This is a genomic window from Herbaspirillum sp. AP02, from assembly GCF_015767275.1.
Lineage (GTDB): Bacteria > Pseudomonadota > Gammaproteobacteria > Burkholderiales > Burkholderiaceae_D > Herbaspirillum.
Genome location: NZ_JADWMY010000008.1, coordinates 253,826 through 270,072, shown reverse-complemented (window position 1 = coordinate 270,072; position 16,247 = coordinate 253,826). Strand labels below are relative to the sequence as shown.

The 16,247-nt window shown below is 63.8% G+C and carries 12 protein-coding genes; 3 read left to right on the top strand and 9 right to left on the bottom strand.

What is annotated here, in order from left to right; all coding sequences use genetic code 11:
* Positions 1-4 precede the first annotated feature (4 nt).
* Complete coding sequence (gene mgtA / locus I5R65_RS17345) at positions 5-2,767, top strand: magnesium-translocating P-type ATPase (RefSeq protein ID WP_180669077.1); 2,763 nt, start codon at positions 5-7, stop codon at positions 2,765-2,767.
* Positions 2,768-2,852: 85 nt separating this feature from the next.
* Here the strand turns inward: mgtA and I5R65_RS17340 are convergent, their stop codons facing one another.
* From I5R65_RS17340 to I5R65_RS17300, 9 genes are all read right to left on the bottom strand, one after another.
* Positions 2,853-3,971, bottom strand: coding sequence for a HAMP domain-containing sensor histidine kinase (locus I5R65_RS17340; protein WP_180669076.1), 1,119 nt, complete (start codon positions 3,969-3,971; stop codon positions 2,853-2,855).
* Complete coding sequence (locus I5R65_RS17335; RefSeq protein WP_180669075.1) at positions 3,968-4,603, bottom strand: chemotaxis protein CheB; 636 nt, start codon at positions 4,601-4,603, stop codon at positions 3,968-3,970. Before I5R65_RS17335 ends, I5R65_RS17340 begins: the two co-directional genes overlap by 4 nt.
* Positions 4,600-5,451, bottom strand: a complete 852-nt coding sequence (locus I5R65_RS17330) for a protein-glutamate O-methyltransferase CheR (RefSeq protein WP_180669074.1) — start codon at positions 5,449-5,451, stop codon at positions 4,600-4,602. The genes I5R65_RS17335 and I5R65_RS17330 overlap by 4 nt, the downstream gene beginning before the upstream one ends.
* Entirely contained in the window at positions 5,436-8,936 is a 3,501-nt protein-coding gene (locus tag I5R65_RS17325) for a response regulator (protein WP_180669073.1), read from the bottom strand. The genes I5R65_RS17330 and I5R65_RS17325 overlap by 16 nt, the downstream gene beginning before the upstream one ends.
* A gap of 272 nt (positions 8,937-9,208) precedes the next feature.
* Positions 9,209-9,868, bottom strand: a complete 660-nt coding sequence (locus I5R65_RS17320; RefSeq protein ID WP_180669072.1) for a DUF1345 domain-containing protein — start codon at positions 9,866-9,868, stop codon at positions 9,209-9,211.
* Between the two features lie 146 nt (positions 9,869-10,014).
* Positions 10,015-10,548, bottom strand: coding sequence for a preprotein translocase subunit SecD (locus tag I5R65_RS17315; RefSeq protein ID WP_180669071.1), 534 nt, complete (start codon positions 10,546-10,548; stop codon positions 10,015-10,017).
* The gene (locus tag I5R65_RS17310) at positions 10,545-10,763 is read right to left on the bottom strand and encodes a hypothetical protein (protein ID WP_102664222.1); all 219 of its coding nucleotides are present in this window, start codon (positions 10,761-10,763) and stop codon (positions 10,545-10,547) included. Before I5R65_RS17310 ends, I5R65_RS17315 begins: the two co-directional genes overlap by 4 nt.
* Positions 10,764-10,845: 82 nt before the next feature.
* Positions 10,846-12,240: a sensor histidine kinase gene (locus tag I5R65_RS17305; RefSeq protein ID WP_180669070.1), complete on the bottom strand. Its 1,395-nt coding sequence runs from the start codon at positions 12,238-12,240 to the stop codon at positions 10,846-10,848.
* A gap of 16 nt (positions 12,241-12,256) precedes the next feature.
* Entirely contained in the window at positions 12,257-12,919 is a 663-nt protein-coding gene (locus tag I5R65_RS17300; RefSeq protein WP_006462842.1) for a response regulator transcription factor, read from the bottom strand.
* 361 nt (positions 12,920-13,280) lie between these two features.
* Here I5R65_RS17300 and I5R65_RS17295 point away from each other — a divergent pair, with 361 nt between their 5' ends.
* Complete coding sequence (locus I5R65_RS17295) at positions 13,281-15,521, top strand: TonB-dependent siderophore receptor (protein ID WP_180669069.1); 2,241 nt, start codon at positions 13,281-13,283, stop codon at positions 15,519-15,521.
* Between the two features lie 15 nt (positions 15,522-15,536).
* Complete coding sequence (locus I5R65_RS17290; protein ID WP_180669068.1) at positions 15,537-16,223, top strand: Fe2+-dependent dioxygenase; 687 nt, start codon at positions 15,537-15,539, stop codon at positions 16,221-16,223.
* The last annotated feature ends 24 nt before the right edge of the window (positions 16,224-16,247 follow it).

Sequence of the window (16,247 nt, the reverse complement as noted above, 5' to 3'; positions counted from 1 at the left end):
CGTCATGAATCTGAACCTGCTGAAAGAAACCTTTGCCAGCTTCATCCGCGCACGCGGCATGGATCGCCACTTCCGCCGCCTGGGCATGGACATGTTCCGCAGCGCCCCGGTCACCCGCGAAGTCCCGCAAACCCTGGCCGAGCAATTGAGCGAAGCCTCCCGCAGCCAGGCGCAAGTCCTGCTGCAGCGCCTACAGTCGCGGCCCGACGGTCTCACCGAATCCGAGGCCGACGCCATCCGCGTCCACAGCGGCCCCAATGAAGTCGAACACGAAAAGCCGCTGACCTGGCCGGTCCACCTGTGGCACTGCTACAAGAACCCCTTCAACCTGCTGCTGACCCTGCTGGCGGCCGTGTCCTTCTACACCGAGGACATGAAGGCGGCCACCGTCATCGGTACCATGGTCGTGGTCTCCACGCTGCTGCGCTTCGCCCAGGAAGCCCGCTCCAACACCGCCGCCGACAAGCTCAAGGCCATGGTCAGCAACACCGCCACGGTGATGCGCCACGACCAGGTCGAAGAGATCGCCGCCGAAGCCCAGCGCTACTTCGACGTGACCCTGCATCCCAAGGGCGCGCGTCGCGTCGAGGTGCCGATCCGCAATCTGGTGCCGGGCGACATCGTGCTGCTCTCGGCCGGCGACATGATCCCGGCCGACCTGCGCCTGCTGTCGGCCAAGGACCTGTTCGTCAGCCAGGCCGCAATGACCGGCGAATCGCTGCCGGTGGAAAAGTTCGTCACCCCCAGCAACCTCAACACCAGCAGCCCGCTGGAGCTGGACAATCTCTGCTTCATGGGGACCAACGTGGTCAGCGGCTCGGCCAGCGGCGTGGTTCTGACCACCGGCAAGCGCACCTATTTCGGCGCCCTGGCCGAACGCGTCACCGCCACCGACCGCACTCCCACTGCCTTCCAGGCGGGCGTGAACAAGGTCAGCTGGTTGCTGATCCGCTTCATGCTGGTGATGACGCCGGTGGTGTTCTTCATCAACGGGTTCACCAAGGGTGACTGGGTCGAAGCCTTCCTGTTCGGCCTGTCGGTGGCCGTGGGCCTCACCCCCGAGATGCTACCCATGATCGTGACCTCGACCCTGGCCAAGGGCGCAGTGGCGCTGTCGCGCAAGAAGGTGATCGTCAAGCGGCTCGACGCCATCCAGAACTTCGGCGCCATGGACGTACTGTGTACCGACAAGACCGGCACCCTGACCCAGGACAAGATCTTCCTGGAACGCCACACCGACATCCACGGCGAGCCCGATGACGAAGTGCTGCAGTACGCCTACCTCAACAGCTACTACCAGACCGGCCTGAAGAACCTGCTGGACGTGGCCGTGCTGGAACACGCCGAACTGCAGCGCGAGATGTCGATCGCCTCGGCCTATCGCAAGGTCGATGAAATCCCCTTCGACTTCCAGCGCCGCCGCATGTCGGTGGTGGTGTCCGAGCGCGAAGACCACCATGAGCTGATCTGCAAGGGCGCGGTGGAAGAGATCGTCTCGGTCTGCTCGCACGCCCGCGTGAACGGCCAGATCGTACCGCTGACGGCCGGACTGCTGGAGGAAATCCGGGCCACCACCGGCAGCCTCAACGCCGAAGGCCTGCGCGTGGTCGGCGTGGCCGCCCGCGAGCTGCCGCCGACCAAGGAGGTCTACAGCCTGGCCGATGAATCGGAGCTGGTCCTGATCGGCTACATCGCCTTCCTCGACCCGCCCAAGGAATCCACCGCACCGGCGCTGGCCGCACTGCGCGCCCATGGCGTGAAGGTCAAGATCCTCACCGGCGACAACGAACTGGTGACCGCCAAGATCTGTCGCGAGGTCGGACTGGAGGTCAAGGGCATGCTGCTGGGATCCTATGTGGAAAAGATGAGCGACGCCGAATTGTCGGAAGCGGTGGAAACCGTGACCGTCTTCGCCAAGCTCTCGCCGGCCCACAAGGAGCGCATCGTGCGCGTGCTGCATGACCGTGGTCACGTGGTCGGCTTCATGGGCGACGGCATCAACGACGCCCCGGCCCTGCGCGCGGCCGACATCGGCATCTCGGTCGATACTGCCGTCGATATCGCCAAGGAAGCGGCCGACCTGATCCTGCTGGAAAAGAGCCTGATGGTATTGGAAGAAGGCGTGCTGGAAGGCCGCAAGACCTTCGCCAACATGCTGAAATACATCAAGATGACGGCCAGTTCCAACTTCGGCAATGTCTTCTCGGTATTGATCGCCAGCGCCTTCCTACCCTTCCTGCCGATGCTGCCCTTGCATCTGCTGGTGCAAAACCTGCTGTACGACGTTTCACAGATCTCGATCCCCTTCGACAACGTCGACAAGGAATTCCTGGAAAAGCCGCAGCGCTGGGATGCCGGCGACATCGGTCGCTTCATGGTCTTCTTCGGCCCGATCAGCTCCATCTTCGACATCAGCACCTTCGCGCTGATGTGGTTCGTCTTCGGTGCCAGCTCGCCGGAACACCAGACCCTGTTCCAGTCCGGCTGGTTCATCGAAGGCCTGCTTTCGCAGACCCTGATCGTGCACATGATCCGTACCCGCCGCATCCCCTTCTTCCAGAGCCGCGCCTCCTGGCCGCTGATGGGAATGACGCTGGTGATCATGGCCATCGGCATCGCCATCCCGATGACGTCGCTGGCGCACTACTTCAAGCTGGAAGCGCTGCCGCTGTCCTACTTCCCGTGGCTGGTGGCGATCCTGGTGGCCTATGCAGTGCTGATCCAGGCCATGAAGGGCTGGTATGCACGGCGGTATGGCTGGCAATAGTCCGGTCGCGCCCAGAAAAAAGCCAGCTCCACGAAGCTGGCTTTTTTACGTCCATCGCGTCACCGCCAGGACCAATCCGCATGGTTCAACGACGCGGCAGTCGCACCGTCACCGCGGTCTGCATCTGGTCATCGGAAGTCATGCTGATGCTGCCGCCATGCGCCTTGACGATCTGCTGGGCGATGAACAGGCCCAGTCCCAGGCCTTCCTTGCGTCCGAGCTCGCGCTCGCCACCGCGGAAGGGGTCGAAGATCACCGGCAGCAACGCTTCCGGGATTACGCCACGATTGGCGATCACGATGACCACCTCGTGTTCGCTGCGTCCGTCGATGCCAATGCAGACCGGATGGCCCGGCACGCCATGCTGCAGGGCATTGCCCAACAGGTTGGCCGCCACCTGGCCCAGGCGGTCGCCGTCCCAGTAGCCATTGTCGTCACCCTCGATGCGACGTTCGATGACGCTGCCCGGGTAGGTGGCCTGGTATTCCTGCACCACCCGCTCGGTGATCTCGCCCAGGCAGGCACTGGCGCGCACCAGCGGAATGCCGCCCGCCAGGCGGGCGCGGGCCAGGTCCAGCATGTTCTCGATCAGCTTGGCCATGCGCTTGCCGCCGTTGAGGATCTGCTGCGAGGCCTTTTGCGCCACCTCTTCCTTGTAGGTCCGCTGCATCAGCGTGGCCGCCATCACCACGGCACTGAGCGGGTTGCGCAGATCGTGGCCGAGGATGGCGATGAACATCTCGTTCAGGCGCAAGGTCTCGGTGCGCTCGCGCAGTTCCAGCGCCAGTTGCTGTTTCTGGCGATACAGCTGGAAGAATACTTCCGCCTTGTTGCGCAGGATGTGCGGCTCGATGGGCTTGTAGAGGAAGTCCACCGCGCCGCTCTCGTAACCCTTGAACAGGCGACGCTCGTCGCGTACGCCGGCCGTCACGAAGATCAGCGGGACGTTGCGGGTGCGCTCGCTGCCACGGATCAGTTCGGCCAGTTCGAAGCCGTCCATGACCGGCATCTGCACATCGATGAAGGCCAGGGCCACCTCGTGCTGCAGCAGCAGCTCCAGGGCTTCCATGCCCGAGCGCGCCAGCAGCAGTTCGACATCGTCACGCTGCAGCAGCGCTGACAAGGCCAGCAAGTTTTCCTCGAGATCGTCGACCAGCAGGAATTTCACCCGTGGCAGGTCTCTTTGTTTCTGTTGTTCTATCACCTGCGTTCCTTTTCCTGGTCATTCCCCTGTACGCCCAGGGTACGCAGCAGATCGGCGATCTGCGAGAGCGTGAGCACATGGTCGATCTTGCCCAGTGCCAATGCCTGTGCCGGCATGTAGGGCACTTGGGCCTGTTGCGGGCTTTGCACCACCGTCATGCCGCCGGCGCGGCCGATGGCCTGCAATCCGGCCGCACCATCGTGGTTGCCACCGGTGAGGACAATGCCCAGCAGCCGCTCGCGGTAGACATCGGCAGCCGACTCGAACAGCACATCGATGGCCGGTCGCGAAAAGTTGACCAGTTCGTCATTGGACATGGCCAACAAGGGCCCATCCTCGCCACGATCAACCAGCAGATGATAATCCGGTGGCGCAAAATGGATCACGCCAGGCAGCGCAGGCAGCTTGTCCTGTGCTTCCACCACCGGCTGGGCGCACCTGTCGGCAAAGATCTGTGGCAGCAGGCTGGGCCGTTCGCGCGGCAGGTGCAGCACCACCATGGTCGCTACCGCAGCATCACGGCGCAGGGCCGGCAAGATCTCCGAGAGGGCCTCTACGCCCCCGGCGGAGGCGCCGATGACCACGGCTTCGATGGGGCGGCCCTCCAGCGAAGGCAAGGCGACGGCACTCACAGCTCACCCTTTTTCTGGAAGATGCGCTCCTCGCGGTCCACTTCGTCGAAGGCCATGCCATGCGAGGAGAATCGCAGCGACTCCTTCGAGCCCAGCCCAAGGAAACCCTTGCGCACCAGTGATTCGCGGAACAGTCCGAGCGCGCGCTCCTGCAGGTGGCGATTGAAATAGATCAGCACATTGCGGCAAGACACCAGATGCATCTCTGCAAACACACTGTCGGTGGCAAGGCTATGGTCGGAAAAGACCACGTTTTTGCGCAGAGACTTGTCGAACACGACGGCACCATAGGCCGCCGTATAGTAATCCGAAAGCGAAGTCCTTGCTCCGGATTTCTGGTGATTGCTGGTAAAGCCGGGAATGCGGTCAAGCTCGTAGACACCGGCCTCGGCCTTCTTCAGCGCGGTCTGGTTGATGTCGGTGGCGTAGATGATGCTGCGCTCAAGCAGGCCTTCCTCACGCAGCAGGATGGCCAGGGAATAGACCTCCTCGCCACTGCTGCAGCCGGCCACCCAGATTTTCAGCGACGGATAGGTACGCAACAGCGGCACCACCTTCTCGCGCAGCGCCTTGAAGTAACCAGGGTCGCGGAACATCTCGCTGACCTGCACCGTCAGGTAATCCATCAGGGCGGGGAAGACGGTGGTGTCATGCAAGACCTTGTCCTGCAGCTGCGAAAGGGTCTCGCAGCCGAAGCGGATCATGGCCGTGGCCAGGCGGCGCTTCAGGGACGCCCCGGCATAACCGCGAAAATCGCAGTGGTATTTCAGGTAGATGGCGTCCAGCAGCAACTGCATCTCGATATCGAAATGCCGGTTTGCCAGAGCCTGTTTTATTTGGGCATCCATACGCGTACCAGGGACAGCAGTTTTTCCACATCCAGGGGCTTGGCGATGTAATCGTTGGCACCGGCGGCCAGGCATTTCTCCTGGTCATCCTTCATCGCCTTGGCGGTCAGCGCAATGATGGGCAGGCGCTTCCAGATGGCCTGCTTGCGAATCTCGCGCATGGCGGTCAGGCCATCCATCTCCGGCATCATGATATCCATCAGCACCAGGTCGATGACCGCTCCGGGCTTGTCCTGGCTGCGTTGCAGCGCATCCAGCGCTTCCCGGCCGTTACGGGCGATCTCGACCTTCATGCCCTTGGGCTCCAGCACCGAGGAGAGCGCGAAGATGTTACGCACATCGTCTTCGACCACCAGGATGCGGCGGCCTTCGAACACCGTCTCGCGGTCACGCGCCACCTTGAGCATGCGTTGGCTTTCCGGCGGCAGCGTGGTTTCCACCTGGTGCAGGAACAGCGTCACCTCGTCCAGCAGTCGCTCCGGTGAACGCGCGTCCTTGATGATGATGGAGCGCGAGAAACGGCGCAGGTTCTGCTCTTCCTCGGCAGACAGCGAGCGGCCGGTGTAGACGATCACCGGCGGGAAGGCCACGTGCTCCTGCTCAGCCATCTTTTCCAGCAACTGATAGCCGGACAGATCGGGCAGGTTCAGGTCCATCACCATGCAGTCGAAGGTGGTCTCGCGCAGACGCGCCAGTGCATCGGTGGCCGTGCGTACGCCGACCAGGTTGATGTTCTCGCCGGCCAGCAACTGGCGGATGCTGTCGAGCTGGCGGGCATCGTCCTCGACCACCAGAACATGGCGCAGACCTTGCAGGAACTTGGCTTCCAGCTTGCGGATGGCGCCGATCAGTTCTTCCCGCTGCACCGGCTTGAGCGCATAACCGATGGCGCCACGCTCCATGGCCTCCTGTGAATAGTCGGCCACCGACACCACATGCACCGGGATATGGCGGGTCTTGGGATTGCGCTTGATCTGGTCCAGCACGCCCAGGCCGGAGAAGTCGGGCAGGTTCATGTCCATCAGGATGGCGCTGGGGCGATACATCTCGGCGGCGGCCACGCCTTCGTTGGCGGAATGCGTCACCACGCACTGGAAACCCATCTCGTGGGCCAGGTCGCGCAGGATCATGGCGAAGGCCGGATCATCCTCGATCACCAGGATCAGGCGCGAGGACGCTTCGATGCGGTGGCGATCATCATCGATGGCGATCTCCTGCAGGCGTGCCGGTGCGGCGGCCGTCGCCGAGGCGCTCGGAACGCGCACGTCCGGCGCCGTCGCCACCTGGGCCGCCTGCAGCGTAGAGGCCGCGGCAGCCGCATTGGCCGTCTTGGGCATCGTCGCGGGTGCACGCAGGATGGCCTGGTCGCCGCTGTAGACCTGCGGCAGCGAGAGCGTAAAGATGCTACCTTCGCCCGGCCGGCTCTGCACGGTGATATCGCCGCCCAGCAGCTGGGCCAGATCACGCGAGATCGACAGTCCCAGACCGGTGCCACCGTATTTGCGATGGGTACTGCCATCGGCCTGGCGGAAGGCTTCGAAGATGAACTGATGCTGGTCCTCGCCGATGCCGATGCCGGTATCGCGCACGGCGAAGGCGATGCGGTTCTGGGCGTCGGCATAGACGCGCAGGCTGACCTCGCCCTTCTCGGTAAACTTGATGGCGTTGGAGAGCAGGTTCTTGAGGATCTGGCCCAGGCGCTGCATGTCGGTTTCCATGCGCTGCGGTGCGCCCGGCTCGACGTCGACCTTGAAGGCCAACCCCTTCTGCTGCGCGGTCATGGCGAAGCTGGCCTTGAGTTCCTCGGCCAGCTTGGTCACCACGAAGGATTCGGAGACGATATCGAGCTTGCCGGCCTCCATCTTGGAGAGATCGAGGATATCGTTGATCAGCGCCAGCAGATCGTTGCCGGCAGAGGAAATGGTCTGGGCGAAACGCACCTGCTCGTCGGTCAGGTTGCCCAGCTTGTTGTCGGCCAACAGCTTGGCCAGGATCAGGGTGGAGTTCAGCGGGGTGCGCAGTTCGTGGCTCATGTTGGCCAGGAACTCGCTCTTGTACTGGTTGGCGCGCTCCAGTTCGGTGGCCTTGTCCACCAGCACCACCTGAGTCTTGGCCAGGTCGTCCTTCTGGATTTCCAGCAGTTGGGCCTGCTCTTCCAGCTGGGCATTGGTCTCTTCCAGCTCGGCCTGCTGGGTTTCCAGGCGCAGTTGCGAGGCCTTCAGGGCCTGGCCCTGCTCTTCCAGCTCTTCATTGTTGACCCGCAGTTCTTCCTGCTGGGCCTGCAATTCCTCGGACTGGCGCTGGGTCTCTTCCAGCAGTTCTTCCAGGCGGGTGCGGTCCTTGGAGGAGCGCACGGCGATGGCGATCTGGTCCGACAGGCGCGCCAGCAGTTCTTCTTCCTCGGGGCGTACCTGGCGCAGGAAGCCGAGTTCGAACACGGCCTGCACCATGCCATCTACCGAGGCCGGCACGATCAGCAGTTCACGTGGCTGGTGACGACCCACGGCCGAGGAGATGGTGAGATAGTGCTCTGGCACGTCCTTGACATGCATGGCGCGATTGAGCTTGGCCGCCTGGCCCAGCAGGCCCTGGCCGTCGCGCAGATTGGGCTGGATCTGCTGCTCGCCGCCATCCTCCAGGGCATAGGCCGCGAAGCGCTGGAAATCGCCGGCGTCGGTGCGCAGATAGATGGCGCCGACCTGGGCGTTCAGATAGGCCGTCAGGAAGGCCAGCGTGTTTTCGCCCAGCGCACTCAGGCGCTGCTCGCCCTGCAGGCGTTCGGCCAGGCCCATCTGGCCGCTGCGAATCCACGTCTGCTTTTCCCGCGAACGATAGTCACGCGAGGTGGTGACGGCGGCAGCGGCGATCAATACCAGCAGCAAGGCCGAACCGCCCCAGGCCACGGCGGTGGAAAAGGCGACTGCGTCACGCCAGTCGGCCTGACGTGTTGCCAACAGATCGCGCTCCTGCTCTTCCATATCGCGGGTCAGGGTACGCACGCGGTCCATGGACATCTTGCCACGGTCCGATTGCACCACGGACAGTGCGCCGGCGGCGTCGCCATTGCGGCGCCGGGTGATGGTCTCGGCCAGTTCTTCCATCTTGTCGTTGACCACCCGTTCCACCTGCGACAGGCGCTTGACCTGCTCCGGATTGTCGGCGACCAGTTCGCGCAGGCGCGTGATCTCGCCCGGCAGGGCGGCCCGTGCCTGGTTGTAGGGATTGAGATAGGTTTCGGTACCGGTCAGCAGGAAGCCGCGCTGGCTGGTTTCGGCATCCTTCAGCGTGGAGACCAGGCTCTGCAACTGCTCGCGCACCTGCATGGTGTGCGAGACGGCATTGGCCGCTTCGCCCCGGCTGACCGAGGCCTCGTAGGTGAACAGGGCGATCAGGATCACCGCCACGATCGCCACCGAAAATCCGATCAAGGGGCCCATCGGCAGCGGTGGGCCGGAAAATGCGCCCTTGCCCTGGCGCTTCAACATGGCAATACGTTCTTCTGCTTGGCTGGAATAAACCCGCACGGTGCGCTCCGTCGTTCGAATCGTTGGTCGAGCTGCGGGGGTTCTTTGTCCCCCTCCCCTGGTCTTGCCTTTTGCCACACGGAAAGCCGGCCATTATACGGTGGCCTACCGGTTCACGCTGCGCCCGGCCTGGGACTGTCTGGGACTGCATGAACCCGGCTAGGACAGACGCCCGCCGGTTCGGTTCCATTGCGCTGACATCCTGGCGCCGACAACCAGTGGCGCCGACCGGCTCAGCTGCCGGCCAGGCCGGCGGCGATGTTGATGGACAGGCCGATGATGGCGGCATTGAAGATGAAGCAGATCAGCGAGTGGGCCAGCACCAACTTGCGCAGCGAGCGCGAGGCCACGCCGACATCGGAAGTCTGCACCGCCACGCTGATGGTGAAGGCGAAATAGAGGAAATCCCAGTAGTCGGGACTGCGCTGCCCTTCGGGAAAGCGCAGCGGCAGGGCGTCGGGATCGTCATCGTCGGCATAGAACAGCCGCGCATAATGCAAGGTGAAGATGGTCCCGATCAGGGCCCAGGAACCAAATACGGTGGAAGCCGTAAAGGCATACCGCAGCAGGCGCCCGCCTTCGCTATGGTGACTGCCCCCGGCCAGTTCCAGCAGGATCGCCAGCAGGCTGGCGATGGCGGCCACGCAGACCATCACCAGCACCACCTGGGCACTCTCGTCCTCGGTCTCGGCCAGGCGCTTGACGGCGCCGGCATCGGCCCGCACCATCATCAGCCACAGGCTCAGGAGATAGAACCACACACCTGCGTTCCAGCCGATCAGGCTACGACCTGTCCAGGTGGACGCGGGAATGCAGACGGCGGCGACGATGCCCACCCCAATGCCGATCAGCAAGCGTGGGTGGACCTGGACGATATGGCGGGCGACGGACATTGTTATTGTTGGGCTCGTACGTGAAGCCGCGGTGGCGTGCAATGGGCAGGACATTAGCATGCCCTGCCCGGCCGGGCCAGTGCTTGCTTGCCAGGGCCGCTCCCACCTAATCTGCAGGTGTTGAAGTGATGAAGTGTAAAGAGGCCCTAACGATTGGGGAACAGACGTGCCAGGCGCACCGCTTCCTCGAAACTGGGCAAGCCGGTCAGGGCCATGGTATTGATGGTCATCGGCCCCTCCACCCTGGCCACGTTGGTGACACGGCCTTCCAGCACCGCCGCCAGCTGGCGCCCCATGAATTCACGCGAAGCCGCCGCCAGCCTGGCCGTCCCGACCGACGAGAATTGCAGTACCAGAATGGCGCGACCGGCCGCATCCTTCTGCGCAGTGGCGCGCTGCACGTCGCTGGCATCCAGGGCCACACGCGGCGCCAGGTAGATGTCGCCGCCCGGGGGATCGCTGATCTGCGCCTTGACCCAACCCTGGGTCGGCACCGTGGTGGCACCGCGCAGTTCGAACAGGGTCGAGGAGGATGGTGCCGCGCTGTCCCGCATGCCACTGGAGGCGCAACCGGCCAGCACCAGTGCGGCAGCGGCGGCGGCCCCCAGCAACAGGGTGCGGCGGCGTGGCGACCCCGAAGGCGGGGCGCAGGGGGTGAGGGAAAACACCGGGGCGCTCAAAATTCATGCTCCTTCAAGGCCCGCTGGGCGCGCTCACGGGCGCTGGCCAGGGCCTCTTCCTCGGTCGGGAAGAGGCCCACGGGAATGTAGGTCTCGGCGATCTCGGGTTCACGCGAGAGGCGCACGAAGACCTGCGCCTCGAATCCCTCGTCGGGTTTTTCCACCGCTTCATAGCGGGCGATGTGGGTACCGCTCTGCAGGACCTTGTCCGTCATGTTGACTCCTGGATTGTCACGAAGAAGGCGTTTAGACAGAACTGGGAGAGCGAGGTTCGGATGCGGCGCAAGGCGCCAGGTATCAGGCCGCCAGCGGGAAGCGCACCGTGAAGAGCGTGCCCAGCCCGTGCTCGCCGCTATCGACGCTGATCACGCCGCCATGGTCATGCGCAATCTCGCGCACGATGGCCAGGCCCAGGCCGCTGCCGGCCACCTTGTCGTTGGCGCGATAGAAACGGTCGAAGATCAGCTCGCGATGTTCCGGCGCAATGCCCGGCCCGGAATCCTCCACCGTCAGCACGGCAGCACCGTCCTCCGCCAGGCAGCGCACCGTGACCGTGCCATGCAGGGGCGAATAGCGCACGGCGTTATCGATGAGGTTGTCGATCAGGTCGCTCAGCAGGAATCGGTCGCCGCGCATGCGCGCTGGCCGCAGGTCGAAGCCGAGGTCGATGCGCTTCTTGTCGGCCTCTTCGATGAAGTGCTGGACCGACTCTTCCAGCAGTTTGTCCAGCGACAGCTCCTCCAGCTTGCGGCTCTCGAACAAGCCCGGCTCGGAACGCGCCAGGGCCAGCAACTGGCGACTCTGGCGGATCATGCGTTCCACCGAGGAATTCATCATCGCCAGGGAACGGGCCGTATCGGGCTGGTCCTGATGCTTGTCGTGCAGCAGCTCCAGTTGCAGCTTGAGCCCCGTCAGAGGCGTGCGCAACTGGTGAGCGACATCGGCCATGAAGTTCTGCTGCGCCTGTTCGCCCTTGTTGATGCGTGCCAACAGTTCGTTCATGGCCACGATCAATGGCTGCAGTTCGACCGGCGCGCCGGCGCCATCGATGGCGCCCAGCTTGCCGTGGTCGCGCTGCTCCAGATTGCGCTGCAGGCTCTTGAGCGGACGCAGACCACGCCGCACGGCAATCAGCACCACCGACAGCGAACCGAAGGTCAGCGCGCCGTCCAGCAGCAGGAAGGAGAGCAGGATGGTGTAGTGGGCCCGGTCGCGCTTGCGGATGGTTTCGGCCACCGCCACCGAAATGATGCCGTTCTTCACGCGTACCTGCATGGCGGCGATGCGCACCGGCTCGCCACGCATCTCTCCATCGAAATTGATGGGTCGGTCGAAGACATCACTCTCCGGCAGATTCGGAAAGCCCTTGTCGCCCACCACGATCTGGCCTTCGGTATTGCGCACGGCGAAGAAGGTGGTATCGGAGTGGTTGCTGCGCAGGATCTGCTCGGCCTGCTGGGTCAGTTCGGCGGTGGTGCGTTCCTGCCGGTGGCGCACCTGGGCGTACAGGCCCCAGGTGGAATCCATCAGGTTCTGGTCGAAGGCGTGCTGGGCCGGCAGCCAGGCCAGCCAGTAGGTCAGGCCGGCGCCGACCAGGTTGAGCAACAGCAGCGGCGCGATCAGCCACTTGAGCAGGTCGCGCCGGATGCTGGCGTGGGTCGGCGATGGGCTGGCCGCGGCGGTGTCGGACATGCGCTGCCAGCCGGGATCAGGTCTCGCTCTTTTCGAGCATGTAGCCAAAACCGCGGATGGTGCGGATCACCACCCCGGAGTCGGCGATCTTGAGGCGGATGCGCGAGACATAGACTTCCACCGCATTGATGGTGAAATCCTCGCCCCAGGGCAGAACGGCGTCGATGATCTGCTGCTTGGAGACCACCCGCGAGGCGTGCTGCATCAGATATTCCAGTACCGTCCATTCGCGCAGGGACAGCTCGATCTTGCGACCATCGATGTCGGCGCGCTTGGTGGCGTTGTCCAGCGACAGGCCGCCCACGGTCAGCTGTGCCGGCTGCGGCGCGCTGCGACGGATCAGGGCCTTGATGCGCGCTACCAGTTCGGGCGTGGCGAAAGGCTTGACCAGGTAATCGTCGGCGCCCAGTTCCAGGCCATGCACGCGGTCGGGAATGGTGTCGCGCGCCGTCAGCAGCAGCACCGGCGTGTTGTTGCCGGCCGCGCGCATGCGCCGCAGGACCTCGAAACCATCGATGCCGGGCAGGCCGATGTCCAGCACCAGCACGGCCGCATTGAAACGCTGCGACAGGGCATCGTGGCCGTTGTTGACGGTATGCACGGTGAATCCATGCGAATTGAGCACGCGCGACAAGCCGTCGGTGAGCACCGGGTCGTCTTCGACCAGCAGAACATTCATAGGAACTTCGAAAGAGAAAAAACAGCGCAAAACCTCTGCGTGACGCTGCATCGTATTGCAGCCGCGCCAATGCTGCAAATCGGGGATTGCCCTAGGCAGCCCGGGGCCGGCGGACGGTGTTACTTTTTTGTCACACTCAGTTTGGCGTCAGCTTGATGACAGTCATTTGTCAGCTTGCCTGCTTAATCTTGCCAGCCGTGCCTGTGAATAAAAATCATTGGCATGTACAGAACAACAATACTGGTCATCAGCCAGCCAAACGGTCTTCATGTCGAAGGACGGAGTAGCCAGCCATTGGAGCCAATCCGGCGCGAGCCGGATTGGCTTCTCGTTTCTCTACTCCACTCACCTCGACACGAACATGAACCGTCTCACGCCGATCGCCGCCGCATTGCTGGCCACCTTTGCCGCTCCCCTGCCCCTGCTGGCGCAACAGACTGCGCCCGCTTCTGCATCCGCTTCTGCGAATACTTCTGCGACCGCCAGCAACCAGCTGGCCCCGGTCACGGTGGAAGGCCGCCGCGACGATTTCGCCAGCACCGGCACCGCCATCAGCAAACTGCCCGCCGACCTGCACGACGTGCCGCAATCGGTAACCGTGGTCAACAAGGCGCAGATGCAGTCGCAGGGCGTGAGCTCGCTGGCCGACGCGCTGCGCAATGTGTCCGGCATCACCCTGGGTGGCGCCGAGGGCGGCCAGATCGGCAACAACATCAACTTGAACGGCTTCTCGGCCCGTACCGACATCTACCTGGACGGCTTCCGCGACCGCGGCCAGTACTACCGCGACACCTTCGCCATCGAGGAAGTGGAAGTGCTGATGGGCCCGTCCTCGATGCTCTTCGGACGGGGCTCCACCGGCGGCATCATCAACCAGGTCAACAAGAAGGCCAACCTGAAGACGGCCACCGAAGTCTCGGCCTCGGTCACCACCAACGGCCTGGTGCGCAGCACCGCCGACGTCAACCGCGCACTGTCGGATACCTCCGCCCTGCGCATCGAAGCCATGGCCCAGAACGGTGCGGCCAGCACCCGCAACCAGACCGACGTACAGGACTTCGGCCTGGCCGGCTCCTACGTCTGGGGCATCGGTACGTCCACCGAGATCACCCTGTCGGCCCTGCTGCAGCACAACCACGACCAGCCCGACTACGGCCTGCCACCGCTGAACGGCCATCCCGTCAATGTCGACCGCAACACCGCCTATGGTCTCAACAGCGACCGCACCAACCAGGACGTGGCCTCCTTCAATGCCGGCATCAAGCACAAGATCGCTCCCGACGTGACCCTGCGCAGCCAGACGCAGTTCAACTACGTGCATACCGATGCCGTGGAAACCGCGCCCAATACCATCGGCACGGTCTCTTCCAGCGGCTTCACGGCACTGACCAATGCCACCAGCAACCTGCCGCTGTCCAGCCTCTACGTGCGCGGCCAGAGCCATGACCGCGACATCCGCGACTACTCCATCTTCAACCAGACCGAGCTGGCGGCCAAGTTCGCCACCGGCAGCGTCAAGCACGATGCCCTGGTGGGCGTGGAAGTGGGCCATGACGGCTACGACAACCAGAACTACTACCGCAACGGCAGCTGCAACGGCCGCTCTCTGAATGCCGCAGGCGCCACCACCGGCTACATGGATTGCGTCAGCGTGGTCAATCCCAGCTACAGCGCCGCCGGCAGCAGCGTGGCCGATACTGCCGGCAACCATGCCGGTGGCAGCGCCAACACCCTTGCCGCCTATGTCGGCGACACCATCGAACTGGTGCCGCAGTTCAAGCTGGTCGGCGGCCTGCGCTATGACCGCTACATCGCCAGCATCAGCAACTCGATCAACGCCGGCAACACCTCAGGCTCCACTGCACTGGCCTCTGCCGACCAGACCGTCAATTTCCTGAGCGTGCGCTCGGGCGCGATCTGGCAGCCCAGCGCAGCACAGGCCTACTACCTGTCCTATGGCACCTCGTTCAACCCCTCGCTGGAACAGTTGACGGGTACCCTGGGCCAGCAGAACCTGGACCCGGAAAAGAACCGCTCCTATGAACTCGGCGGGAAATGGGACCTGGCCGATGGTCTGGCCCTGAGCGCAGCAGCCTTCCAGATCACCAAGGAAAATGCCCGCAGCCTGGTCTCGACCGGGATCTATGCCCTGGCCGGCACGGTACGGGTGAACGGCGCACGGGCCGGCGCTACCGGTCGCATCACGCGTGACTGGCAGGTCGCCGCCAATTACACCTACCTGGATGCCCAGGTCATCGGCGGTGCAGTCTCCGATACCTCGGTCGGCAAGGTCCCGGTCAATACGCCCAAGCACACCCTCACCACCTGGACCACCTACGACCTGGCCCCGCACTGGCAGGTCGGCGGCGGCGCGACCTACATGTCGCAGCGCTATGCCAATGCCACCAACACGGTGCAGGTCGGTGGCTACACCCGCTATGACGCCATGCTGGCCTACACCACCAAGGCCTATGACATCCGCCTGAACCTGTACAACCTGACCGACAAGATGTATTACGATGCGCTGATCCAGTCCGACGGTGGTCGTTCGGTCCCGGGTTCGGGCCGTACCGCGCTGCTGTCGCTCACCTATCGCATGTAAGGCAGAAGAAAACCGATGCTCGTCACCATCCCTCAGTTGCTGGACCCGGCCACCCTGCAGACGGTACGCGACCTGCTGGAGGCCGCCGGTCCCGCCTGGGTGGATGGTCGCGTGACCGCCGGCTACCAGGGCGCGCCACTGAAATTCAACCAGCAGATCGACGAGCGCGCCGAGGTAGCCCTGCAGTGCCAGCACCTCATCGTCGGGGCACTGGAGCGGCATCCTCGCTTCATCAGCGCGGCGCTGCCCAACCTCATCTATCCGCCCATGTTCAACCGCTATGGCGAAGGCATGGGCTTCGGGGCGCACGTCGATGGCAGCGTGCGCATCCATCCGCACAATGGTCGCAAGCTGCGCACCGATGTCTCGGCTACCTTGTTCCTGGCCGACCCGGCCGAGTATGACGGGGGTGAATTGCAGATCGAAGACAGCTACGGCATGCACAGCGTCAAGCTGGCCGCTGGCGACATGGTGCTCTACCCGGCCACCAGCCTGCACAGCGTGACCCCGGTCACGCGTGGCGTGCGCATGGGCTGTTTTTTCTGGGTGCAGAGCCTGGTACGCGACGATGGCCAGCGCCAGATGCTGTTCGACATGGACAACGCCATCCAGCGCCTGAACCAGACCGACGCCGACGCCCAGGCGCGGCGCACGCTGGTGGGCTGCTACCACAACCTGCTGCGACAGTGGAGCGACACCTGAGCGCTGCCGCTCTGAAAATCCCTT